A 24,255-nucleotide genomic window follows, 5' to 3' on the forward strand; every position below is an offset into this window, starting at 1 on the left:
GGCAGGCGTTCCTTACTTGGCCGAGGTGTCGATCTCGGCGTCCATCGACAGGCCGACGCGCAGCGGGTGCGCCTGCAGTTCCTTCGGATCGAGCGCGACGCGCACCGGCAGGCGCTGGACCACCTTGATCCAGTTGCCGGTCGCGTTCTGCGCCGGGATCAGCGCGAAGGAGGAACCGGTACCGCCCGAGAAGCCGATCACGCGGCCGTGATACGTCACGCCGCCGCCATACAGGTCCGACTTCAGCTCGACCGGCTGGCCGACCTTCACGCGGGTCAGCTGGCCTTCCTTGAAGTTGGCGTCGACATAGAGCTGGTTGAGCGGCACGATCAGCATCAGTTGGGCGCCCGGCGCCACGCGCTGGCCGACCTGAACGTTGCGGCGCGTGACCACGCCGTCGAACGGCGCGCGGATCGTGGTGCGGGCGAGATCGAGCTTGGCCTGGTCCACCTTGGCGCGGGCGGCGAGCACTTCCGGTGCAGTCGTCGCGGTGGCGCCGTTGACCAGCGCCTGGTTCGCCGCCAGCTGGCCGCTGGCCGCGACGCGGGTCGAGTTTGCCTGGGCGAGACCCGCCTTGGCGAGTTCGAGGTTCGCGCGCGCCGCCTGGAAGGCGTTGGTCGCCGAGGTCAGCTCCTCGCCCGAAACCGCGCCGTTGGGCGCGAGCTTCTGGCGACGGGAAAGGTCGATGCGGGCCTTTTCGAAATCGGCCTGCGCCGCGGTGACCTGCGCACGCGCGCGGGCGATGTCCGCCTCGCGGGCTTGGACCTGCGCGGCCAGCGCTTCGCTGGTCGCCGAGGTCTGGCCGAACTGGCGGGTGGCGCGGGCGAGATCGGCCTCGGCCTGGGCCAGCGCGATCCTGGCGTCGCTGTCGTCGATCTGGACGAGCACGTCGCCCTTCTTCACCGCCTGGGTGTCCGACACCGCGACGCGCAGCACCTGGCCGCCGGTCATGGGCGTGATGCTGGCGCTGTCGGCGCCGACATAGGCGTTGTCGGTGCTCACGAAATGGCTGCCGACGACCATGTAATAGCCGCCATAGCCGAGCCCGGCGACCAGCACGAGGCCGCCGATGCCGAGCATCAGTCGCTTGCGAAGGTTCTTGCGCTTGCCTTCGTCCATGTCGGTATGGGCGGGTGCCTGCGAAGGCTCGTTGCGGTCGGCGTCGCCGCGGGCGGAATGGATGGCGGGTTCTGCATCAGCCATGGGTCTTGACCTCGGAAGCGGCGGCAGCGGCCGCGTTGTTGGTGGAAAAGCCTCCGCCGAGTGCGCGGACGAGCTGGACGTCGAGCGCGAACGCACGAGCTTCCAGTCCGGCGACGATCTGGCGGTTCTGCAACACCCTCTCCTCGGCGGTCAGAACATCGAGAAACCGCGACAGCCCGCCTTGATAGCGTTGCTGGGCGATCGAATAGGCCTGTTCGGAATCGTCCAGCGCCTGGCGGCTCTGGGCGAGGCGCGTGGCAAGCGCCTTCTGGCTGGTCACCGCATCCGCCACGTCATGATAGGCGGTGGTGACGCTCGTGTCGTAATTGGCGACCGCCTCGTCATAGGTGGCGCGGGCGCGGGCATATTGGCCGCGCAACTCGCCGCCGTGGAAGATCGGCAGGCTGATCGCGGGGCCGGCCTGGAACACCGACGCACCATTGCCCTTGACAAGGTTGTCAAGACCCAGCGCGCCATAGCCGGCGAGCGCGCTCAGGCGGATCGACGGGTAGAAGTCCGCACGCGCCGCCTTGATGCGGCTCGCGGCGGCTTCGACCCGCGCACGCGCGGCGGCGACGTCGGGGCGGCGGCCGATCAGGTTGGTCGTCACGTCCGCCGGAATGCCGCGTGCCTCGGTCGGCGCGGCGGGCAGGGCGATGCTCAGGCCGCGGTCCGGGCCCTGGCCGAGCAGCGCGGCGATGCGGTTGCGGGTCAGGCCGATATCCTCGTCGATCGCGGCGAGCTGCGCGCGGGCGGCGGGGACGGCGGAGGCGGCCTGCTTCTCTTCGGCGCGCGTCTCCAGGCCGTTGGTCACGCGATCGGTGACCAGCTTCTGCGTGGCGAGGCGGACCTCCAGCGCGCGCTCCTGCACCCGGCGATCGGCCGCGAGGCGGGCGAGATCGGCATAGGCGGCGGCGATGTTGGTCGAAAGCGCAAGCCGCGCCTGTTCCAGTTCGAGCCGCGCGGCTTCCGCTTCCGAGGTCGCGGCGGCGAGCTGGGCGCGGTTCTTGCCCCAGATGTCGAGATCGAAGGACAGGTTGAGCGTGCCGTAACCGAGCGTCTGTACGTTCGAGCCGATTTCGATCGGCAGACCGTCGCCGACGTTGATCTGGTTGGCTGCGGCCGAGGCGGAGGCATCGACGCGCGGCAGGCGGGCGGCGCCGACCTGGACGGCATAGGCCTGGGCCGAGCGCAGCCGGGCCGCGGCCGCCGCGAGATTGGGCGCGCCGCGAAAGGCCTCGTCCATCAATGCGTTGAGCTGCGGATCGTTATAGGCGGTCCACCAGTTGGTGACGGGCCATTGCGCCTGCGTCTGCGCGGCACCGGCGAGCGACTGGCCGGCGGCATAGCTGTCCGCCGCGCGCACTTCCGGGCGGGCGCCGAGGTTCGGCACCGGCGCGCACGCCGCCAGTGCCGAAGCGGCAGCAGCGGACAGCAACAAGGGCCTTGTTGGGAAACGACTCATCATGGTCTGGAAAAACCGTACTATTGGGTACGAGTTCCAGATGGAGAGCGCTTCCGCTCTTGTCAATATAAAATCGTACCCTATAGTACGGTTATGGAAATCGTAACCCCCAAATGCCTGGGCAAGCGCGAAGCGCGGAAGCAGGATCGGCGTGCCGCCATCCTGGCGATCGCCAAGCGTCAGTTCATGGAGCAGGGCTATGCCGGCGTTTCCATGTCGGCGATCGCGGCGGAACTGGGCGGCTCGAAGGGCACCCTGTGGAGCTATTTCGCGTCGAAGGAAGAATTGTTCGACGCCTGCCTGGATGCGGTGACCCGCGAATATCGCGAGCAGGTGATGCAGTTGCTGGTGCCTTCGGACAATCTGAAGGCGACGTTGTGCGCGTTCATCCGCAGCCTGTTGCGCAAGGTGACGTCGAAGGACGCGATCCGGCTGCACCGGGTGATCCATGCCGAGGTCGAGCGCTCGCCGGAGATGGGCGAGATCTTTTTCCGCCGCGGGCCGCAGCGCACCCGAGAACTCGTTGCGGCGCATCTCGACGATGCGATGCACAAGGGCCAGCTTCGCAAGTCTGATCCGCTCAAGGCGGCGTTCGCGCTGACCAGCCTGTGCATGGGCTCGCAGCAGCGGGCGATGCTGGGGCACCAGTTCAGCGACGCCGAGATCGAAGAGGAGACCGATTATATCGTCGATCTCTTCCTGCGCGCGTTTGCGCCCGAGCCGGTGGCCGCCTAGGCTTCCCGCAAGGGGAGAGGGACATGCCGACGCCGGACTTTCATCAGCGGAGCTTCGTACGGGCGACGGCCGCAGCCGCGGCGCTGCTGCTCGCCGGGTGCAGCTCCGAGCCGCCGGCACCGCCGCCGCCCTCGCTCGCCTATGCGGGCCTGCCGGTAAGCGGCAGCCTTGCGGATGCCAAGCGCGCCGGGTTTGACAATTGCCTGGAGATAGACGGCTACCATGTGCGCTGCCGCCGCTCGGGCGTGATGCTGCTGGGCAAGGGGCCGTACGAAGCGGCGCTGGACCTCACCGGCGCTGGCGGCGCGAGCGGCTTTCGCCAGATTACCCTGTGGCACGATCGCGATCAGTCGGCGGTGATGAAGGTCGGCGAGGCGCTGAAGAAGCAGGGCTGGGCGTTCAGCTACACCGGCGAGGGCGGGCGGGGCGACCAGATGATCCTGACCAAGAAGGACGCGCCGGTGCATTTCTCGATCGACCTCAGCTATTGGGGCAAGCGCCGGGTTCGGATCCTGCCGGAATAGGATGATCCCGCCGGCGCATCGCTTCGGCGCGAAACGATTGTCGCCTCGTCGGCACCGTAATAACCGGCCGGCATGACAATCCCATCCTTCCGCATCGCCTTGCTCGCCGCGCTGCTGCCGGCTTCCGCCTTCGCCGCCGCCGTGCAGGACGACGAGGTCGATCCCACGAAGATCGACGTGCGCGACGCGATCGCGTGCCGCCTCGACGCGCCGACCTATAACGGCTTCGCCATTGCCGTGGCCGGCGACGACGCGATCGCGGCCAAGCTCGGCTGGAAGCCGGTGAAGTCGAGCAATTTCCTGCTCAAGGAATATGACCTGTCCGCCTCGATCACCGTGGCTGGTTCGTACAGCACGCGGCGCATCGCCTTCACCTCCAGCGGCATCCTGGCGATCCTCGACGAGCCCGATCCCGCGCTCGTCGCGCGCAAGGAGAAGATCGAGAATGCGATGGGGGCCGATGGGCTGGTCGATGCGCTGGTCGCCTCGGGCAAGGTGACTCGGGCGCAGGCGGAATCGGAGATCAAGTTCCGCAAGTTCCTCGGGGAGCGGGTGATCAGCGACGTGACCGACCCCGCCGATGGCGATCACTTCCGCGCCCACACCCGCATTGCGCTCAACGTCTCCAACGTCACCTCGCACCCGGGCAAGACGCTGTACGGCTGCTCGTACAAGATCGATCTGCTCGACAAGGACGGAAAGCCGCTATGATCGGGCTGCTGGTTGCGCTCGCCGCTGCGGCGCTGCCGGTGCAGGATGGCGCCGACGTCTTCATCGGCACGGTGGAGCTGGACGGCACCGCCCTCGTCCTGCGGCGCTGCGACCTGGCCGAGAACCGCTATGCGCTGGTCGAAGCGCCGGGCGGGCATGTGCTGGACGCGCTCCGCAAGACCAAGCTGCCTGCCTATGGCGAGGTGATCGGGCGCTATGTCGAGGGGAAGGATGGCGGCTCGATCCTGCAGGTCGACCGCGTCGAGGGGGTGACGCCGGGCAAGAACTGCCATTTGGCGGATGCGCTTGGCGGCTAGCGCCGGACCCCGCCCGCCCATAGCGCCCACCAGCAGAGCAGCGGCTGCAGGAACAGCCGCGGCGCATGATAGGCCCAGCCCAGCCCGGTGCCGGTCGAGAGGTCCTGCACCGCGTGCTGGAGGTTTGCCGGGAACACGCACAGCGCGTAGAGGGCCAGCATCACGCCCGCGAGCTTGCGCAGTCGCAAGGTCAGCAGCGCAAGCGCCCCCGCGATCTCGCAGAGCCCGGTGGCCGCGATCACCAGCGCCGGGTACGGCACCCAGACCGGCGTGATCTGCAGGAACGGGCGCGGCACCATCAGGTGCAGCACGCCCGCCAGCAGATAGAGGCACGCCAGCGTGATCCGCGCGCGGCGGCGCCACGGTGTCTCGGCTGGCGTACCCATGGCCTCAGGCCTGCTGGAGCAGCCGTTCCTTCGCGATCTTCTCGCGCCACACCAGCGGGCCGGTGTGGTGGACGCTCTCGCCGGTGGCATCCACCGCGACGGTGACGGGCATGTCCTTCACGTCGAACTCGTAGATCGCTTCCATGCCGAGATCCGCGAAGCCGACGACGCGTGCGCCCTTGATCGCGCGGGCGACGAGATAGGCCGCACCGCCCACCGCCATCAGATAGGCGGCCTTGTGGTTGCGGATCGCCTCGATCGCCACCGGCCCGCGCTCCGCCTTGCCGACCATCGCGATCAGCCCGGTTTGCGCCAGCATCATCTCGGTGAACTTGTCCATGCGGGTCGCGGTGGTGGGGCCGGCGGGGCCGACCACCTCGTCGCGCACCGGATCGACCGGGCCGACATAGTAGATCACCCGGCCCTTGAAATCGACCGGCAACTCCTCGCCCTTGGCCAGCATGTCCTGGATGCGCTTGTGCGCGGCGTCGCGCCCGGTGAGCATCTTGCCGTTCAGGAGCAGGCGGTCGCCCGGCTTCCAGCTCGCCACCACCTCGGGGGTCAGCGTGTCGAGGTCGACACGGATCGATTCCTTCGAAGGCGCCCATTCCACCTTCGGCCATTCGTCGAGGCTCGGCGGGTCGAGATAGACCGGGCCGCTGCCGTCGAGGCTGAAATGCGCGTGGCGGGTGGCGGCGCAGTTGGGGATCATCGCGATCGGCTTGGAGGCGGCGTGGGTCGGATAATCGAGGATCTTCACGTCGAGGATCGTCGCCAGCCCGCCCAGGCCCTGCGCGCCGATGCCGAGCTCGTTGACCTTGTCGAAGATCTCGATGCGGAGCTTCTCGATATCGTTCTGCGGCCCGCGCTGCTTGAGCTGCGCCATGTCGATATCACCCATTAGCGACTTCTTGGCGAGCGTCACCGCCTTCTCCGCGGTGCCGCCGATGCCGATGCCGAGCATGCCCGGCGGACACCAGCCGGCGCCCATCTTCGGGACCATCTCGAGCACCCAGTCGACGATCGAATCGCTCGGGTTGAGCATCGCGAACTTCGACTTGTTCTCGGAGCCGCCGCCCTTGGCCGCCAGCTCGACATGGACATGGTCGCCGGGGACCATCTCGACGTTGAGAACGCAGGGCGTGTTGTCCTTGGTGTTGACGCGGGAGAAGGCCGGATCGCGCAGGATCGAGGCGCGCAGGCGGTTCTCGGGGTGGAGGTACGCGCGGCGCACGCCTTCATCGACCACGTCCTGCAGCGAGCGCTCGCTGTCCAGCACGCACTTCTGACCCCACTGGATGAACACGGTGACGATGCCGGTGTCCTGGCAGATCGGGCGGTGGCCTTCGGCGCACATCCGGCTGTTGGTGAGGATCTGGGCGATGGCGTCCTTGGCGGCGGGGCCCCGCTCGGCCGCATAGGCGTCGCCCAGCGCGCGGATATAATCCATCGGGTGATAGTAGGAGATGTACTGGAGCGCGTCGGCGACGCTGTCGATCAGATCGGCTTCCTTGATGAGGACGGTCATGGATCCTGCCTGCAGAAAATGGGGCCCGGTGCGGGCGTCACCGTGTCTCTATAGGCCAAGTCGCGGCAGGACTAGGCCCCCGGCGTGATCCGTGGCAGCACGCCCAGCGCCGGGCGGGCGTACCAATAGCCTTGGTGGTAGCGCACGCCGAGGCTACGCAGCACGGCCGCCTCCTCCGCCGTCTCGATCCCCTCGGCGATCAGCAGCGTGTCGAGTTCGTTGCACAGGCCCACCATCGCGCGGACGATCGCCTGGCGGCGCGGCTCGCGATCGATGCCGCGGATCAGCGCCATGTCGAGCTTCACCTCGTCCGGGGCGAAGCGGGCGAACAGGTCGAGCCCCGAATGGCCCGCCCCGAAATCGTCCATCGCAACCTTGAAGCCGATCTGCTTGTAGGAATCGATGATCGTCGCGACGTGGTTCGGATCGGCGATCAACTGGTTCTCGGTGAACTCGAAGATCAGCCGGTCGAGTGGCATCGCGACGGCGCGGGCGGTCTGCAGCGTCAGCTGGATGCAGGCGACGGGCGAATAGACCGCGTTGGGCAGGAAGTTGATCGAGAGCCGCGCGCCCGTTTCCATCAGCCCGGCGGCCATCGCGGTTTCGATCGCCTTGACCCGGCAGGCCTGGTCGAACGCATAGCGGTTGGCATCGGTCACCTGCGACAGCACGCCGTACGCGCCTGAACCGTCTTCGCCGCGCACCAGCGCCTCATAGGCGAAGGGCAGGCCGGTGTCGGTATCGACGATCGGCTGAAAGGCCATGGCGAAGGGGATGTCGAAATCGACCCCGTCGCGGCACCCCGCGCAGATTTTCCGCATTTCCATTCTCTTCTATAGAATGCCTGCGCGGTCCTGGCATGAAAATGATCGCGGTAACAGCGTGTTAGCTCAGCTTCGCGCGGCGCGGAGCAGCTCGGCCACCAGCGGATTGGGGAAGCGGCGCTCCAGGGTGACGGCGTAGAAGCTCTCGGTAACCTGCGGCAGTTGATCGAATTCGACGAGGCTGCCCGCCGCCAGCTCGTCCTGCACGACGATCGGCGGCAACACCGCCAGCCCCACGCCCTCGCGCGCGAGCAGGCGCATCAGCGCCATGTCGTCGACCTCGGCGGCGATCTGCGGGCGGACGCCCAGCGTTGCCGCCAGCGCATCGAAGGCGGCGCGGACGCTGCTCTCCAGCGTCGGCAGCACCAGCGGCTGGGTGGCGAGCAAGGCGGCGAGGCTGGTGTCGCCCGCGATGCCTGGCTGACCGATCAGGCTCACCCGCTGCTCGGCGATCTTGTGCGCGAGATAGGGGGTGATCGCGTCGCGCGCCGGCGGGCGGTTGGCGAGCACCACGTCCAACTGGAGCGCGGCGAGCGCTTGCATCAGCTCCGCCGCGCTGCCCGAGCGCAGCACCAGCTCGACATCGGCGCGGTGGAGCAGCGGCTGGACGAAGCCGATCTGGAAGTTGCGCGACAGCGTGGCGAGTGCGCCGATCCGGACCGCCTGGCGGGCGCGGCCGGTCTCGCGCAGCACGTCGAGCAGCTCGTCGCCGGTCGCAAAGATCGAGTCCGCGTGGTCGAGCGCGATGCGGCCGGCCTCGGTGAGCACCAGCCGGCGGCCCTCGCGCTCGAACAGGGCATGGCCCAGCCGCTCCTCCAGCTTGCGGATCTGGGTGGACAGCGCCGACTGCGAGACCGCAATCCGCTCCGCCGTGCGGGTGAGGTTCCCGTCATGCGACACCGCCCAGAAATAGCGGAGGTGGTTGTAGTTCAGGTCTCGCATTCATTCTTTTTAAGTGAACGTTTTGCGCCAAACAATGAATTTTATAGGATCGTTCCGCAGCTCTAACGCTCCCGCCAACAGATATGGAGGTCGGGAGTGAGCATGTGGTGGTTGGCGAATGCAGGGCCGGGGCTCCTTGCTGCGGCAGCAGTCGCGGCGGGGGTCGGACGGCAGTTCCGGCCGGGATGGACGCGACGGGTCGTGCCGGTCGCGGCGCTTGTCGCGCTGATCGCTGCGCTGGGGCTGGCGGCATGGAGCGCCTGGAGCGGACCGCGCACGCTCGCCCTTGCGGGGGCCGAAGCCTTTGTGGCGACCCGGCTGGATGTGGTGAGCGTGACCATGCTGGTGCTGGTCGCCTTTGTCGGCTGGGTGGTGGTGCGCTTCGCGGCGACCTACCTCGATGGCGAGGCACGGCAGGGCCGCTTCCTCGCCTGGCTGGCGGTGACGCTGGCGAGCGTGATGCTGCTGGTCACTGCCGGTACGCTGCCGCAACTGGTCTTCGCCTGGATCGCGACGGGGCAGGGCCTGCGCCGGCTGCTGCTCTTCTACCCCGAGCGCGCCGCTGCCCGCCGCGCGGCGCGCAAGAAGGCGCTGAGCACCGGGCTTGCCGATGTGCTGCTGATCGGATCGGCGGTGCTGCTGTGGCGCGCCACCGGCTCGACCGACATCGCCAAGCTGCTCGCCGCCGCCCGCGCCGGCACCGCGCCCGAGGCGATGGCGCTCGCCGCCTGGGGGATCGGGATCGCCGCGATGCTCAAGTCCGCGCAGTTTCCGCTGCACGGCTGGCTGACCGAAGTGATGGAAGCACCCACGCCCGTCTCCGCGCTGCTCCATGCCGGCGTGATCAATGCCGGCGGCTTTTTGCTGATCCGGCTGGCGGATGTGATGCTCGCTTCGCCCGCGGCGCTGGCGTTGCTGGCGATGCTCGGCGGCTTCACCGCGCTGTTCGGCAGCCTGGTGCTGCCCACCCAGCCGGCGATCAAGACCCAGCTCGCCTGGTCGACGGTCGCGCAGATGGGCTTCATGGTGATGCAGTGCGGGCTGGGCCTGTTCTATCTGGCGCTGCTGCATATCGTCGCCCACTCGCTGTACAAGGCGCATGCCTTCCTGTCCTCGGGCGGCGCGGTCGAGCGGATCGCGGCGGCGCGGCGGCTGGGCCCGGTCGCCAAGCCGGACGGTATGGCGGTGGCGCTGGCGATGCTGGGCGCGGCGATCCTCTACGGTGCGCTCGCGATCGGCTTCGGCGCCTGGGCCAAGCCGCCCCAGGCGGTGGCGCTCGGCGCGATCCTGGTGTTCGGCGTCGCCTATCTGATCGTGCAAGGCATGAGCCCCGCCGCGCCCCGCGCCCTGCTCCAGCGGACGCTCGGCTTCGCGATCCTCGCCACCGCCGCCTATTTCCTGCTGCACGCCACGGCGGAGCGGCTGACCGCCGGTACGCTGCCCGCGGTGCCCGCGCCCGGCCCGTTCCAATGGGTGCTGCTGGCGATCGCGCTAATCGCATTCGGCGGCATCGCGGTGGCGCAGGCGATGTTGCCGCTATGGTGCGACCATCCTGCCGCGCAGCGCCTGCGCACGCATCTCTCCCACGGTTTCTATGTCAACGCGCTGCTCGATCGGGTGATCGGCGGCCGGGTTCTCGGAAAGGCTTGATCCCATGTACCGCAGTGCCGACCCGCAATCGCACGCCCCGCAGCCCAGCTATGTCGGGCTGCTCCTCGAAGCCGCCGAACAGGCCGCGCGCGTCATCCCGCCGCTCTGGCCGCTGGCGACCAGCGTCGCGGTGAATCCCTTCCTCGGCCACACCGGCCGCAGCCTCGCCCATGCCTCGGTCTGGCTGGCGCGGAGCGGGGGTGCCCGGGCGACCATGCCGCGCGCCTGGTACCGCGCGCGGATCGCCGGAAGCGCGATCCACGAGATCGACCTGTACGCGGCATGGAAGGCTGCCCGGTCCATCGAGCGCCCGCCCAGCTTCGAGCGGTTCCTGGTCCAGATCGGCGAAGATGCGGCCGAGCCCATGGCGTTGCCCACGCTCGCCGAAACCGCCGCGGTTTCGGGTGGGATCGACTGGCCGTCGGTGGTCGCGGACCAGATCGGCGGATGGGCGGGCAGCTATTTCGATGCCGGCCAGGCCTTGTGGGCGGCACCGCAGGGCCTGGGTGCCTATGCCGGCTGGCGGACGCAGGCCTGCCTCGACCGGACGCCCGAGATTTTCGGACTGGCGGGCTTCCGCGCCTTCGTCGCCGAAACGCCGGAAAGTGCCAGCGATGCGATCGCGGTCAGCGCCGCGCGGCTGGGACTGCGGGCCGATGCGGCGGCGCGCTATTTCGAGCGGCTGCTGATGGACCTGGGCGGCTGGGCGCAATTCGCCCGCTATCGGGGCTGGCAGGCCGAGCTGGCGAACGAAGCCGACGACACCCTGATTGACCTGCTCGCGGTGCGGTTGGTCTGGGAAGCGGCGCTGTGGGAGCTGGGCGAGGCTCCCTTGCGCGCGCGCTGGGCCGAGGCGGCGGGCCGGTACGCAGCGCCGGCGCGGCCGGGGCAGGACAGCTGCGTCGACGCCATCCTCCAGCACGCCGCCGAACTGGCCGAGCAGCGCCGGCTCGCTGAGCGGCTCCACGCGCCGGTGGAAGCTGCGGCGACAGCGGCCCCGATCGCGCAGATGGCCTTTTGCATCGACGTCCGCTCCGAGCCTCTCCGCGCCGCGATCGAACGGGTGGCGCCGGGCATCCGCACCAAGGGCTTTGCCGGCTTCTTCGGGGTCGGCACGGCGCATCGGCCGCACGGTGCGTGCGCGGGCGAGGCGCGGCTGCCGGTGCTGCTGCGGCCGGGCCTCGCCAGCGACGATGGCGGCGATCCGCATCTGGAAGCGCTCGACCATGCCAATGCCCGCGGCGACCGCGCCTGGGGGCGGTTCAAGCAGGCGGCAGTGTCCTCCTTCGCTTTCGTGGAATCGGCCGGGCTGGTCTATGCGGCCAAGCTCCTCAAGGGCACGCTGGGGCTGGCCGAAACCAAGGCGGCCAAGGGCAAGCCGCGCTTCCACCCGCTCTTGCCGCAGCACGACGCTGTCGACGCCGCGGAGCGCATCCTGCGGGCCATGTCGCTGACCAGCGACTTTGCGCCGCTGCTGATCCTGGTTGGGCATGGTGCGAGTGTGACGAACAACCTCCATGCCAGCGCGCTCCAGTGCGGCGCGTGCGGCGGCCATGCGGGGGACGTCAACGCGCGCCTGCTAACCGGGCTGCTCAACGATGCCGTCGTGCGCGGCGGGCTGGCGGCGCGCGGAATCGTGATCCCTGCCGAGACGGTGGCGATCGCCGGGCTGCACGACACCACCAGCGACCGCATCCGTCTGTTCACGGAAGATGCGGAGGTGCCAGCGCCGCTGCTCGCCGAGGTGGAGCAGGCTCTGGCCCGCGCCTCGGTGGAGGCGGCGATCGCCCGTGCGGCCAAGCTGCCTCGGGCCGAGGGTGCCGCGCAGATCGCCGCGCGCGGGCGCGACTGGGCGGAGGTGCGGCCCGAATGGGGGCTTGCCGGGTGCAGCGCCTTCATCGCCGCCCCGCGTGCGCGGACGGCAGGCCGGTCGCTGGGCGGTCGCGCCTTCCTCCACGACTACGATTGGCGGGCGGATGCCGACCTGTCGGTGCTGGAGCTGATCCTCACCGCGCCGGTGGTGGTGGCGAGCTGGATCAGCCTGCAATATTATGGCTCCAGCGTCGCGCCGGGCGTGTTCGGCGCGGGCAACAAGCTGCTCCACAATGCCGTCGGCGGCATCGGCGTCCTCGAAGGCAATGGCGGCACGCTGCGCGGCGGGCTGCCCTGGCAGTCGGTGCATGACGGCGAGACGCTGGTCCATGATCCGCTGCGGCTGACCGTCGTGATCGAGGCGCCGACCGAGGCGATCGCCGAGATGCTCGCGCGGCACGACGGGGTACGCGCGCTGTTCGACAACCACTGGCTGCACCTGCTGGCGATCGACGATGCCGGCCGGGTCGCCTGGCGCTATGCCGGCGGCCTGACGTGGCAGCCCTTCGCGCAGGAGGCCTGACGATGCGGATCGAGATTGCGCCGCCGCGCCGCGCGGTAGAGCCCGAGGTGGAGATCGCCGCGATCGACCGTCGCATCGCCTGGGTGCTGGCGCATCCGGGCACCAGCCCCTGGCTGCAGGCTGCGTTGGTGGAGGATCCGCTGGCCATTGCCAACGACGTGGAGATGCTGCGGCACCTGCTGCTGCCGCGCAGTACGGCATACGCTATTCTGGCGGCGGCAGCGCCCAATTGAAGGGAAACACCGTAGGCGAAACGGCGCCGTTTGTGCTTCACTGCAACGCTGTATGGATCTGAAGGCGGCCCCCGGTTTCGAACAGCAGATCAGCCTGCGCCAGCTCCGCTATCTGGTGGCGCTGGGCAGCGAGGCGAGCTTCACCCGCGCCGCGGCGCTGTGCGGGGTGAGCCAGCCTTCGCTGTCGCAGGCGATCCGCCAGTTCGAGGAGGCTTTGGGAGCCCCGCTGGTCGAGCGGGGCGCGCGCGCCTTCCTCACCCCGCTCGGCCGCGAGGTTGCCGAGCGCGCGCGCCGCATCCTCCTGGAGGTGCGCGATCTCGGCGAACTTACCGGCGCGGGCGATGCGGCGCTGCTGGGCACGATCCGTCTGGGGGTGACGCCCACCATCGGCGCCTATCTGCTGCCGCGGCTGGTCGCGCGGCTGCACCAGCAGTTCCACGAGCTGCGCGTGCACGTCCGCGAGAACCCGCCAGCGGCACTGGTCGAGGGGCTCGCCGCCGGCACGCACGACCTCATCCTCGCCCAGCTGCCGCTGCAGGCGCCCGGCGCGCAGGTCGAGCGGCTGTTCCGCGAGCCGCTGCACCTCGCCATGGCTGCCGATCATCCGCTGGCCGCGCGCGAGACGATCGGCCGCGAGGATCTGGCGGGTCAGGACCTGCTCACCCTCCAGCGCGGCTACCGGCTCGCCGAACAGACCATCGCGATCGCCGAGAAGGCGGGGGCCCGGGTGCGGGAGGAGTATGAAGGCACCAGCCTCGATGCGATCCGCCAGATGGCGGGGATGGGCATGGGGCTGGCGGTGCTGCCCGAACTCTATGTGCGGCAGGAGATCCGCCCCGGCGACGACGTGGTCGCGCGCCCGTTCCGCGGCGGGCGGCACTATCGCGAGATGGGGCTGCTGTGGCGCAGCGGGGTGGCGCGTGCCGCCGCCTATAAGAGACTGGCGCAGGAACTGGTCGCCTGTGTCGAGGACATAGGTATTTCCTATCGATGATATAGCCGGGCCGGCATTGTGCTTATGGCGCGTGGCCCGCACTTCATCGGTCCGGAAGGGAGAAGGTGGAGCGATGGCGAAACAGAAGATCGGCTGGGGGCAGGTGCGCGGCTGGCTGGGCGAGGTGATCGGCCCCGATGGCGGCTATCTGCGCCTCGCCATGGTCTATGGCATCGCGATCAGCCTGCTCTCGCTGGCGACGCCGATCTCGGTGCAGCTGCTGATCAACAGCGTCGCCAAGATCGCGCTGCCCGCGCCGCTTATCACGTTGTCCGCGCTGTTGTTCACGCTGCTGCTGATCGTGGTGATCCTCTCGGCGCTGCGCGTCCACATCATGGCGCTGTTCGAGCGGCGGATCTTCGCGCGCACCATGGCGGAAATCACCATCCGCGCGGTCCACGCCCGCAACCCCTTCTTCGCCGATGCCCGCCGGGTCGATCTGTTCAACCGCTATTTCGACCTGATGACGGTGCAGAAGAGCGTGCCCAGCCTCGTCATCGGCGGCTTCACCATCCTGCTGCAATCGGTGGTGGGGCTGGTGGTGACGAGCTTCTACCACCCGTTCTTCCTCGGCTTCAACGTCATCCTGATCGCGCTGGTGTGGCTGATCTGGCAGCTCTGGTCGCCCGGCGCGATCCGATCGGCGGTGGCGCTCAGCCATGCCAAGCACGATGCCGCGCGCTGGCTGGAGGGGCTGGGCACCTCCAACGGCTTCTACAAGTCGAGCCGCCATCTCGACTTCGCCATGGACGGCTCCGAGACGATGACCGCCGCCTATGTCGCCGCGCATCGCCGCCACTTCCGCTTCAGCTTCACCCAGACCTGCGCCTATCTGCTGCTCTACGCCACCGCGAGCGCCGCACTGCTGGCGATGGGCGGCTGGCTGATCCTGCAGGGGCAGCTCTCGATCGGCCAGCTGGTCGCCGCCGAGCTGATCCTGTCGGGTGTGTTCTACGGCCTCGGCCAGCTCGGCACCTATCTCGACGCCTTTTACGACATGGTAGCGGCGGCCGAGGAAGTGTCGCTGCTCTACGCCATCCCGCACGAGACCCACACGCGCAACAGCGAGGCGCCCGGCAACGGCGAGGTGCGGCTGCGCGAGGTCGAGGCCGGCGACGCCCGCATCGACCTGACCATCCCGGCGGCCAGCCAGCTGGTCGTGGTCGGCGCGCCGACGATGGACAGCCGCCTCGCCATGCTGCTCAAGCGCAACCTCCAGCCGGATCGCGGGCTGGTGATGGTGGGCGGCGTCGATCTGGAGGCGCTCGACGTCTATCGCCTGCGCTCGGACGTGATCGTGCTCGACCGCCCGACGATCGTCGAGATCAGCATCCGCGACTATCTGGGGCTGGCCGGCGCCGGCATCCCGGCGGGCAGGGTGCTCGATGCGCTGGCGCTGGTCGGGCTCGACGCCCGCATCGGCCAACTGCCCGAGGGCATGGAGACCCCGCTTGCCGCCTCGGGCTATCCGCTGTCGATCGGCGAGCTGATGGCGCTCAAGCTCGCCAACGCGCTGCTCGCGCGGCCCAAGGTGCTGCTGCTCGGGCCGCTCTACGACCTGATCCCGCCAACACGATTGACCGCCGCGCTCGACGCATTGCGCGAGGCGGGAACCACCGTGCTTCTCTTCACCGGCCGTCCCGAGGCGATCCGCCGCGACGGCTATCTGTGGCTGGGCAAGACCACGCAGGCGCGCTTCGAGACGCTAGACCAGCTCCGTGCCACCCTCACCGCGCAGGAGGCAGGCAATGCCCTTCAGGCCTGACCATATCGGCCATTTCCCGACGCTGGCCGCCATGCGCCCGCCGCGTATCGCCCGCGCCATCGCCTGGATGATCGTGATCGCCGTGGCGCTGATTGGCGTCACCATGGTCTATGTTCCCTGGGTGCAGACCGCGCCGGGGCGGGGGCAGGTGGTCGCACTCGATCCGCACGACCGGGTGCAGTCGGTCACCGCGCTGGTGCCGGGCCGGGTGGAGCGCTGGTTCGTCACCGACGGGCAGGCCGTGAAGAAGGGCGATCCGATCGCCAAGATCTCGGACAACGACCCCGCCTTGCTCGAACGCCTCGCCGCGGAGCGTGACCAGGTCCATGCCGAGATCGCCTCGCTCGAAAGCGCTCGCGCGGTCGCCTCGATCGACGTGAACCGCGCACGCACTTTGTTCAACGAAGGGCTGGCGGCGCGACGCGACTACGAACAGGCGCAGATCCGCGTCGCCGATCAGGGCGCCAAGCTCGCGGAATCGCGGGCGAAGCTCAACCGGATCGAAGTGTCGCTCAACCGCCAGGCGGTGCAGATCGTGCGGGCCCCGCGCGACGGCCGCATCCAGACGCTCAACGCCGCCGCCGGCGCGACGTTGGTCAGCGCGGGCACCGAGCTGGCGACGCTAGCGCCCGAGGGCGGCACCGAGCGTGTGGTGGAGCTGATGGTCGACGGGCGCGACATCGCGCTGGTCCGCCCGGGCCGCCGCGTACGGCTGGAGTTCGAGGGCTGGCCGGCGATCCAGCTGAGCGGCTGGCCGTCCATGGCCTGGGGGCTGTTCGACGGGCGGGTGCGCTCGGTCGACCCCTCGGCCATGCCCGACGGCCTGTTCCGCGTGCTGATCGAGCCGATGCCCGGCACGCTCGCCTGGCCGGGCGACCGGTTCGTCCGCCTCGGCGCCAAGGTGCGCGGCTGGGTGCAGGGCGAGACGGTGCCGGTGGGTTACGAACTCTGGCGCCAGCTCAACGACTTCCCGCTCGAATTCGGCACCGCCGCCGACAAGGGCGAGGAGAAGGGCATGGACGTCTACAAGAAGAAAAAGAAATGATCCGGCTGCTGCTCGCCCTGTGTGCGCTGGTCTGCGCGGTGCCCGCCGCCGCGCAGGGACCGCTGACGCTCGACCAGGTGCTGCGCTCCTCGGCGCAGAACGCGCCCCAGATCATCGAGGCGCTGGCCAAGCAGCGCCAGGCGGAGGGCAAGGCGCTGAGCGCCGAGGGCGCCTTCGACGTGGTGTTCGACGTGGACGCGCAGGCGCGGCCCTTCGGCTATTATGACGGCACGGTGGTGGAGACCAAGGCCAGCCGCGCGTTGGATAATAACGGCGGCGGGCTCTACGCGGGCTACCGCGTCTCGCGGGGGCGTTTCCCGGTCTATGAGGACAAGGCCTACACCAACCAGCTCGGCGAATTCAAAGTCGGAGCGGTCTTCTCGCTGCTCCGCGACCGGGTGACCGACGAGCGCCGCACCAGGCTGCGCCTCGCCGATCAGGATGTCGACGTCGCCCGACTGGAGCGCGAGATGGTGGCGATTGGCGTGCAGCGCCGCGCGATGGGGGCCTATCAGGCCTGGGCGATCGCCGGGCTGCGGCTCAAGGCCTATCGCGATCTGCTGGCACTGTCCGAGAAGCGCCGGTCGCAACTGGCGCGGCAGGTCCAGCTCGGCGCGCGGCCGCAGATCCTGATCACCGAAAACGACCAGAACCTCGCGCGCAGGCGTTCGCTGGTCGCGCAGGCCGGGCAGAAGCTGGCCGAGACCGCCAACGCGCTGTCCTTCTTCTGGCGCGACGCCAACGGCATGCCGCTGGTGCCGGCGACCGAGCAATTGCCGGATGCCCTGCCCGAACTGGCGATCGCCCCGCGCAAGGCGGGGCCGGTCCTCCGTCCGGACCTGAAGACGGTGCTGGTGCGGATCGATCAGTCGCTCGCCCGGCTCGACCTTGCCGAGAACGACCTGAAGCCGCGGCTCGATGCGCGGGCCGAACTGGGCAAGGATGTCGGCGCGATCGGCCTGGGCGGCCCGTCGCGCACGCCGGCCGAGGCGATGGTCGGCGTCAAATTCACGGTGCCGCTCGAACGACGCAGCGCCCGCGGCCGCATCGCCGAGGCCAAGGCGGAGATCGACGGCCTGCGCACTCGCCACCGCATGCTCGAGGAGCAGATCGCGATCGAAGTGAAGGGCATCGCGATCGGCATCGAAGGCGCCGACAAGGTCGCCGACCTCGCGGGGCAGGAGGCCGACCTCGCGGGCAAGATGGCGGCGGCCGAGCAGCGCCGCTTCGACATGGGCGCCAGCGACTTCTTCCTGATCAACCAGCGCGAGGAAAGCGCGACCGACGCGCGGCTGCGCGCGCTCGATGCCCGCTACCAGGCACTGGTCGCGCGCGCCGATCTCGCGGCGGCAACGGCGGACCGGACGGTGCTCGGGATGTAACGCCCGTTCACTTCCCCGGGCAGCGTGCGGGTTTGGTACGACGGCGACGTCCTGTCTTTGAGCCGTTAACGAGAGATTTCCTTGCCGCACCGCCGGTCGCCTCTTTCCGTCTGCGCCTTCCGTTTGCGGGCTATGCCTTGATGCTCGGCACGATGCTGTTCGTGCCGCCCGCTGCGGTGGCCGCGGTTTCGACCCTGCAGGCGCAGCAATCAGCGGGTACGCAGGCGCGCGTCACCCAGCGCGCAGGCAACCCGCCGGCTGGCGCCGAAGCGGGAGAGCAGCAGGAGATCGTCGTCTCCGCGCGCGCCCGCATGCCGGGCGATCCGCTGGAGAAGGTCAACGCGCTTTCCTTTGCAGTCACCAATCAAATCGACGACGCGGTCACCGCACCCGCCTCCCGCGTCTATGCCCATGTGGTGCCGAAGCCGGTGCGGCACGGCCTGCGCAACTTCTTCGCCAATCTGGGCGAGCCCGTGGTGTTCGCCAATTACCTGCTCCAGCTGAAGCCGGGCAAGGCGTTCGAGACCGCCGGGCGCTTCGCCATCAATACGACGGTGGGGCTGGGCGGGACGCTCGACGTGGCGGTGCGCTGCCCGTTCAACCTGCCGCGGCGGCAGAATGGCTTTTCCGACACGCTCGGCTTTTACGGCGTCAAGCCCGGACCGTTCCTGTTCGTGCCCGTCGCAGGGCCCACGACGGTTCGCGACGTTGTCGGCGGGCTCGTCGACTTCTTTGCCTCGCCCGCGATGATCGGTGGTCCGTTCCGTTCGCGCGCCTATGTCATCAGCTCGGCAACGGTTCGCATCCTCGATCGTCGCGACCGGAAGGAAGCGATGCTGGACGGCGTCCGCAAGAGCGACGATCCCTATGCGACGCGCCGGAACCTCTACCTCCAGCGCCAGCGCGAGCGGGTGGAGGCGCTGCACGGCGAGGGACCGCCCGCGCCCCCGCCGCACCGCTGCCGGCGTCGCGAGGTCAGCCGATAATTTCCTTGGCGATCTGCCGCACGGTTTCCTTGATCACGCCGCCGCGCCCCGCATCGCCCTTGAGCATCGAGGACATGAAGCCCTTTTCCTGCGCGAAGGTGAGGTGCGGCGGGAACGGGGCGACATCGGGATCGGTCTTCACCTCCAGCACCACCGGGCGATCGGCACGCAGCGCTGCGTCCCATGCGCCGCCCAGCGCCTCCGGCGTGTCGACATGGATGCCCTGCAGCCCGATCAGCTCGGCGAAGCGGGCATAGGGCACGTCGGGGATGTCCTGCGTGGTCGGGAAGCGCGGGTTGCCTTCCATGACCCGCTGCTCCCAGGTGACTTCGTTCAGGTCCTGGTTGTTGAACACGCAGACGATGAAGCGCGGATCGGCCCAGCGCTGCCAATATTTGGCGACGGTGATCAGCTCGGCCATGTTGTTCATCTGCATCGCGCCGTCGCCGACCAGCGCCACCACCGGCCGATCGGGACGGGCGAACTTGGCCCCGATCGCATAGGGCACCGCCGCCCCCATCGAGGCGAGGCCGCCCGAGAGCGAGGCGCGCTGCCCCGCCTTCACCCTATAGTCACGCGCATACCAGTTGGCGCAGGAGCCGGAGTCCGAGGTGACGATGGCATTCGACGGTAGCCGCGGCGACATCTCCCAGACGACCCGCTGCGGGTTGACCGGGTTCGCCTCGGCCATGGCGCGTTCCTCGATGGTCTTCCACCATTTGGTGACCTCGTGGGCGATGCCTTCCTGCCAGCTGCGATCCTCCTTGCGCTTGAGGAGGGGCAGCAGCGCGTTCAGCGTCTCGGCCGCGCCGCCGTGCAGGTTGCACTCCACTGGGTAGCGCAGACCGAGCATCGCCGGATCGATGTCGATCTGCACCGCGCGCGCCTGGCCTTCCTTCGGCAGGAACTCGGCCCAGGGGAAACCGGTGCCGATCATCAGCAGTGTGTCGCAGCCCGCCATCATGTCCGACGAGGGCTTGGTGCCGAGCAGGCCGATCGCGCCGGTGACGAAGGGCAGGTCGTCGGCCAGCACGTCCTTGCCGAGCAGCGCCTTGGCCACGCCCGCACCGAGCCGCTCGGCGATCTCGATCACCTGGGCTTCGGCCCCGCGCGCGCCGGCGCCGATCAGGATCGCGACCTTCTGCCCCGCGTCGAGGATCTCGGCGGCCTGTGCCAGCGCACCGGCGGGCGGCACCACCTGCGGGCGGACATAACCGGGGCCTGAGCGGGTGAAGCCGTGCTGCAGGGGCGGATCCTGATACGGTTCGTCCTGCACGTCCTTGGGCAGCACAATTGCGGTGACGTCGCGGTTGGCGATGGCGATGCGGATCGCGCGATCGGTGACATGGCGCAGCTGCGCGGGCGCGGAGACTTCCTGCACATAGCCGCACACATCGGCGAACAGCCGATCGAGGTTCAGCTCCTGCTGGTAACTGGCGCCGCGCACGGTGGTTTCGGCCTGGCCGGCGATGGCGAGCAGCGGGACATGGTCGAGCTTGGCGTCGTACATGCCGGTGATCAGGTGGGTCGCGCCCGGTCCGCCGGTGGAGAGGCACACGCCCAGTTCGCCGGTGAACTTGGCATGGGCGGAGGCCATGAACGCGGCCATTTCCTCGTGCCGCACCTGGATGAACTCGATGCCCTCGCCGTTGGCTTCGGCCCGCTGCAGCGCGCCGAGCACGCCGTTGATGCCGTCGCCCGAATAGCCATAGATCCGCGTCACGCCCCAGGCCTTAAGCCGCTCCACGAAAAAGTCGCTCGTCTGCTTCGCCATCTGCCGTCTCCTGAAGTTTTCGGGGTAACCGACGGGGAAGGGGATGGTTCAGGGGGCATCGATCCTCCCCTCCAAGGGGGGGCGCCGCCGTAGGCTGTGGTGGAGGGCTGTCCCCGCTGCAGTGATGCTAGACATCTCGGCGTTGACACCCCTCCGTCGCGCTGCGCGCGCCACCTCCCCCCAGGGGAGGATCGCGATGGTTCCGCTCCCAGGGTTGCAGGGGCGGGGCAAAGGCGGGTACCCCATGGTTCTCCTATCCCTTTGAGATTTCATATGTCGCCCAGCCAGCGCAGCCGTAAGCCCACGCTTCCCCTTTATGCGGGGCTCGCCGCCCTGCTGGTGCTGCCGTTCGGCGCCGATACGGTGCTCCCGCTCGGCACCGCGACCTGGGCGGGCTATATCCTGCCGACGGTGATCGCCTACACGGCCGGGCGGCCGGTGGTGCCGCTCGTCGTCGCGGCGCTCGCGACCTTGCTCAATTTCGCCGGGTTCACGCTGGCACCGCCGGGCGTCGATCCGCAGGTCGTGCTGGTCAACCGCATCCTCGGCTCGACGATCATCTGGATCCTCGCGAGCATCGGTTTCGCCTTCGTGCGCAACCGGCTGGCGATCCGGCGCGAGGAATGGCTGCAATCGGGGCAGGTCGGTCTCGCCAAGGCGGTCGCGGGCGAATTGCCGCTCGACGAGCTCGCCACCGCGGCGCTGCGCTTTCTCGCCGATTATACGGGCGCGCAGGCCGGGGCGATCTTCGTCCGTGATCCGAGCGGGGCAGGCTTTCGTCGTCGCGGCACCTATGCCGTGCCGGCCGACGCGCCGCTGCCCGAATGGGTCAAGCCCGGCGAGGGCTTGCTCGGCCAGGCGATCGCCGATCGCCGCCAGTTCGTGCTGGAGCAGGTGCCGGAGGGCTATCTCTATTACGGCTCAGGGCTCGGCCAGGCGCAGCCGCGCACCCTGGTAATCGGTGTCACCGAGGCGGACGGCGAGATCAACGGCGTGCTCGAACTCGGCTTCCCCGGCGCGGTCGATCCGCAGGTGCAGGCGCTGCTGGAGCGGATCGGCGGGCAGCTCGGTGTGTCGATCCGCTCGGGCAAGTACCGTGCCCGTCTGCGCGCGCTGCTCGAGGAAACGCAGAAGCAGGCCGAGGAGCTGCAGGTCCAGAGCGAGGAACTGCGCACCAACAATGACGAGCTGGAGACGCAGAGCCGTCAGCTGCAGGACACCGCCGCCCGGCTGGAAGCGCAGCAGTCCGCGCTCGAGCAGAGCAATGCCGAGCTCGAGGCGCAGACCCGCGCGCTGGAGCTGCAGCGCGACGAGCTCGCCCGCGCCCAGGGCTCGCTGGAGCAGCAGGCTGCCGATCTGGAACAGGCGAGCCGCTACAAGTCCGAATTCCTCGCCAATATGAGCCACGAGCTGCGCACCCCGCTCAACTCGCTGCTGATCATGGCGCGGCTGCTGGCGGAGAACCGTGCGGGCAATCTCAGTGCCGACCAGGTCCGCCATGCCGAGACGATCGAGACCTCGGGCAACGACCTGCTCACGCTGATCAACGACATTCTCGACATCTCGAAGATCGAGGCGGGCAAGCTGGAGCTGCAGCCGCGCCGCGTCCGCATAACGCCGGTGCTCGACAAGCTGAAGGCGGTGTTCGGCGCTTCGGCCACCGCCAAGGGGCTCGATTTCCGCATCGAGCAGGCGGCAGGCGCGCCCGGCGAGATCGAGACCGATCCGCAGCGGCTGGAGCAGGTCCTCAAGAACTTCCTGTCCAACGCGATCAAGTTCACCGCCAAGGGCGAAGTGTCGCTCGGTGTCTCGCGGCGTCCCGACGGGCGGATCGCCTTCACGGTGCGCGACACCGGTGTCGGCATCCCGTCCGAGCAGCAGCAGGTCATCTTCGAGGCCTTCCGCCAGGCCGACGGCACGGTGAGCCGGAAGTACGGCGGCACCGGGCTCGGCTTGTCGATCTCGCGCGAACTGGCGCGGCTGCTCGGCGGCGAAGTCGCGGTGGAGAGCATGCCGGGCGAGGGGAGTGCCTTCACGCTGATCCTGCCCGAGGCCTATGACCCCGCGCTGGTCCAGACGCCGGCGCCGCTGCCGAGCCCAAGCCCGGCACCGATCAAGCCGCAGCCCTCCAATCCCAAGCCCGGTCGCCGCCGCAGCGCCGAGCCGACCGAGGACGATCGCGAGAAGCTCTCCGGCGATTCCCGCGTGATCCTGATCGTCGAGGACGATCCCGTCTTCGCGCGCATCCTGTGCGACATCGCGCATGACCTCGGTTTCCAGTGCCTGATCGCGGGCACCGCGGACGAGGGCGCACTGCTCGCGCGGCAATATGTGCCCAACGCCGTGATCCTCGACATGAACCTGCCGGACCATACCGGCCTGTCGGTGCTCGACCGGATCAAGCGCGACGTGCGCACGCGGCACATCCCGGTACACGTCGTCTCGGTCGATGACGACAGCCAGGCGGCGCTGTCGAGCGGTGCGGTCGGCTATCTGTTCAAGCCGGTGAAGCGCGAGCAACTGGTCGACATGCTCGAAGGACTTGAAGCCCGGATGTCGCAGCGCATGCGCCGCGTGCTGGTGGTGGAAGACGACGCCCAGCAGGCCGAAAGCGTCAAGGCGCTGCTTGCCTCGCGCGAGGTGGAGACGGTGCAGGCCCATAGCGCCGCGCAGACCTTCGACCTGCTCGGTGCCGACACCTTCGACTGCATGGTGCTCGACCTCAACCTCCCCGACGCCTCGGGTCTCGACCTGCTCGACCGGCTGAGCGAGGACGACAGCGTCGGCTTCCCGCCGGTGATCGTCTATACCGGCCGCGACCTCAGCCCGGACGAGGAACTGCGGCTCCGCAAATATTCCAAGTCGATCATCGTCAAGGGTGCCAAGTCGCCCGAGCGGCTGCTCGACGAGGTGACCTTGTTCCTCCACCAGGTCGTCTCGGAGCTGCCCGAGCCGCAGCAGGCGCTGATCGCCAAGGCGCTGGGCCGCGACGCGGCGCTCGAAGGCCGCTCGATCCTGGTGGTCGAGGACGACATCCGGAACGTTTATGCGCTGACGAGCATTTTCGAGCCCCATGGAGTCAAGGTTCGTATCGCCCGCAACGGCCGCGAGGCGCTGCACGCGCTCGACGAGTCCGCGCGCCATCTCACCGATCCGGTCGATCTCGTGCTGATGGACGTGATGATGCCGGAAATGGACGGGCTCACCGCCACGCGCGAGATCCGCAAGCAGCCCTGGGGCAAGACGCTGCCGATCCTGATGCTCACCGCCAAGGCGATGGCGCGCGACCAGCAGGAATGCCTCGACGCGGGCGCCAACGACTATCTCGCCAAGCCGCTCGACATCGACAAGCTGCTCAGCCTGGTGCGGGTGTGGATGCCGCGGTGATCGACGACC

20 protein-coding genes are annotated in these 24,255 nt (G+C 69.0%); 13 read left to right on the plus strand and 7 right to left on the minus strand.

What is annotated here, in order from left to right:
• Positions 1-12 precede the first annotated feature (12 nt).
• Together ABIC65_RS17080 and ABIC65_RS17085 are read right to left on the minus strand one after the other, a co-directional pair.
• Positions 13-1,203: an HlyD family secretion protein gene (locus ABIC65_RS17080; RefSeq protein ID WP_436286741.1), complete on the minus strand. Its 1,191-nt coding sequence runs from the start codon at positions 1,201-1,203 to the stop codon at positions 13-15.
• Positions 1,196-2,671 (minus strand): efflux transporter outer membrane subunit, encoded by a 1,476-nt coding sequence (locus ABIC65_RS17085; RefSeq protein ID WP_354310288.1) that lies wholly within the window; start codon positions 2,669-2,671, stop codon positions 1,196-1,198. Before ABIC65_RS17085 ends, ABIC65_RS17080 begins: the two co-directional genes overlap by 8 nt.
• Positions 2,672-2,761: 90 nt before the next feature.
• Here ABIC65_RS17085 and ABIC65_RS17090 point away from each other — a divergent pair, with 90 nt between their 5' ends.
• From ABIC65_RS17090 to ABIC65_RS17105, 4 genes are all read left to right on the plus strand, one after another.
• Positions 2,762-3,403, plus strand: coding sequence for a TetR/AcrR family transcriptional regulator (locus ABIC65_RS17090; RefSeq protein WP_354310289.1), 642 nt, complete (start codon positions 2,762-2,764; stop codon positions 3,401-3,403).
• A 23-nt stretch (positions 3,404-3,426) separates the two neighbouring features.
• Positions 3,427-3,927, plus strand: a complete 501-nt coding sequence (locus ABIC65_RS17095; RefSeq protein ID WP_354310290.1) for a hypothetical protein — start codon at positions 3,427-3,429, stop codon at positions 3,925-3,927.
• 72 nt (positions 3,928-3,999) lie between these two features.
• Complete coding sequence (locus tag ABIC65_RS17100; protein ID WP_354310291.1) at positions 4,000-4,638, plus strand: hypothetical protein; 639 nt, start codon at positions 4,000-4,002, stop codon at positions 4,636-4,638.
• A complete protein-coding gene (locus tag ABIC65_RS17105; protein WP_354310292.1) occupies positions 4,635-4,955 on the plus strand; it encodes a hypothetical protein in 321 nt (106 codons plus the stop codon). The genes ABIC65_RS17100 and ABIC65_RS17105 overlap by 4 nt, the downstream gene beginning before the upstream one ends.
• On the opposite strand, the gene ABIC65_RS17110 is transcribed toward ABIC65_RS17105, so the two are convergent.
• The 4 genes from ABIC65_RS17110 to ABIC65_RS17125 form a co-directional block, all read right to left on the minus strand.
• A complete protein-coding gene (locus ABIC65_RS17110) occupies positions 4,952-5,341 on the minus strand; it encodes a DoxX family protein (protein ID WP_354310293.1) in 390 nt (129 codons plus the stop codon). The genes ABIC65_RS17105 and ABIC65_RS17110 overlap by 4 nt on opposite strands.
• Positions 5,342-5,345: 4 nt before the next feature.
• Positions 5,346-6,869: a fumarate hydratase gene (locus ABIC65_RS17115; protein WP_354310294.1), complete on the minus strand. Its 1,524-nt coding sequence runs from the start codon at positions 6,867-6,869 to the stop codon at positions 5,346-5,348.
• A gap of 71 nt (positions 6,870-6,940) precedes the next feature.
• Positions 6,941-7,690 carry an EAL domain-containing protein gene (locus ABIC65_RS17120; protein WP_354310412.1) on the minus strand — a complete coding sequence of 250 codons (750 nt, stop codon included), beginning with the start codon at positions 7,688-7,690 and terminating at the stop codon, positions 6,941-6,943.
• A gap of 69 nt (positions 7,691-7,759) precedes the next feature.
• A complete protein-coding gene (locus ABIC65_RS17125; RefSeq protein WP_354310295.1) occupies positions 7,760-8,635 on the minus strand; it encodes a LysR family transcriptional regulator in 876 nt (291 codons plus the stop codon).
• A 102-nt stretch (positions 8,636-8,737) separates the two neighbouring features.
• On the opposite strand from ABIC65_RS17125, the gene ABIC65_RS17130 reads away from it, so the two are divergent.
• From ABIC65_RS17130 to ABIC65_RS17165, 8 genes are all read left to right on the plus strand, one after another.
• Positions 8,738-10,285, plus strand: coding sequence for a proton-conducting transporter transmembrane domain-containing protein (locus ABIC65_RS17130; RefSeq protein ID WP_354310414.1), 1,548 nt, complete (start codon positions 8,738-8,740; stop codon positions 10,283-10,285).
• Positions 10,286-10,289: 4 nt separating this feature from the next.
• A complete protein-coding gene (locus ABIC65_RS17135) occupies positions 10,290-12,680 on the plus strand; it encodes a YbcC family protein (RefSeq protein WP_354310296.1) in 2,391 nt (796 codons plus the stop codon).
• A gap of 2 nt (positions 12,681-12,682) precedes the next feature.
• A complete protein-coding gene (locus ABIC65_RS17140; protein ID WP_354310297.1) occupies positions 12,683-12,913 on the plus strand; it encodes a hypothetical protein in 231 nt (76 codons plus the stop codon).
• 52 nt (positions 12,914-12,965) lie between these two features.
• Positions 12,966-13,907: a hydrogen peroxide-inducible genes activator gene (locus ABIC65_RS17145; RefSeq protein WP_354310298.1), complete on the plus strand. Its 942-nt coding sequence runs from the start codon at positions 12,966-12,968 to the stop codon at positions 13,905-13,907.
• 73 nt (positions 13,908-13,980) lie between these two features.
• Positions 13,981-15,672: an ABC transporter ATP-binding protein gene (locus ABIC65_RS17150; RefSeq protein WP_354310299.1), complete on the plus strand. Its 1,692-nt coding sequence runs from the start codon at positions 13,981-13,983 to the stop codon at positions 15,670-15,672.
• Positions 15,656-16,717, plus strand: coding sequence for an HlyD family secretion protein (locus ABIC65_RS17155; protein WP_354310300.1), 1,062 nt, complete (start codon positions 15,656-15,658; stop codon positions 16,715-16,717). The genes ABIC65_RS17150 and ABIC65_RS17155 overlap by 17 nt, the downstream gene beginning before the upstream one ends.
• Positions 16,714-18,099, plus strand: a complete 1,386-nt coding sequence (locus ABIC65_RS17160; protein ID WP_354310301.1) for a TolC family protein — start codon at positions 16,714-16,716, stop codon at positions 18,097-18,099. Before ABIC65_RS17155 ends, ABIC65_RS17160 begins: the two co-directional genes overlap by 4 nt.
• A 140-nt stretch (positions 18,100-18,239) precedes the next feature.
• Positions 18,240-19,085 carry an MlaA family lipoprotein gene (locus ABIC65_RS17165; RefSeq protein ID WP_354310302.1) on the plus strand — a complete coding sequence of 282 codons (846 nt, stop codon included), beginning with the start codon at positions 18,240-18,242 and terminating at the stop codon, positions 19,083-19,085.
• Here the strand turns inward: ABIC65_RS17165 and ABIC65_RS17170 are convergent.
• A complete protein-coding gene (locus tag ABIC65_RS17170; protein WP_354310303.1) occupies positions 19,075-20,859 on the minus strand; it encodes a thiamine pyrophosphate-requiring protein in 1,785 nt (594 codons plus the stop codon). The genes ABIC65_RS17165 and ABIC65_RS17170 overlap by 11 nt on opposite strands.
• Positions 20,860-21,132: 273 nt before the next feature.
• Between ABIC65_RS17170 and ABIC65_RS17175 the strand changes: the two genes are divergently transcribed.
• On the plus strand, positions 21,133-24,246 hold the full coding sequence (locus ABIC65_RS17175; RefSeq protein ID WP_354310304.1) for a response regulator: 3,114 nt from the start codon (positions 21,133-21,135) through the stop codon (positions 24,244-24,246).
• The last annotated feature ends 9 nt before the right edge of the window (positions 24,247-24,255 follow it).

The sequence above is a fragment of the Sphingomonas trueperi genome, from assembly GCF_040545665.1.
In the GTDB taxonomy this organism is placed as follows: Bacteria; Pseudomonadota; Alphaproteobacteria; order Sphingomonadales; family Sphingomonadaceae; genus Sphingomonas; species Sphingomonas trueperi_B.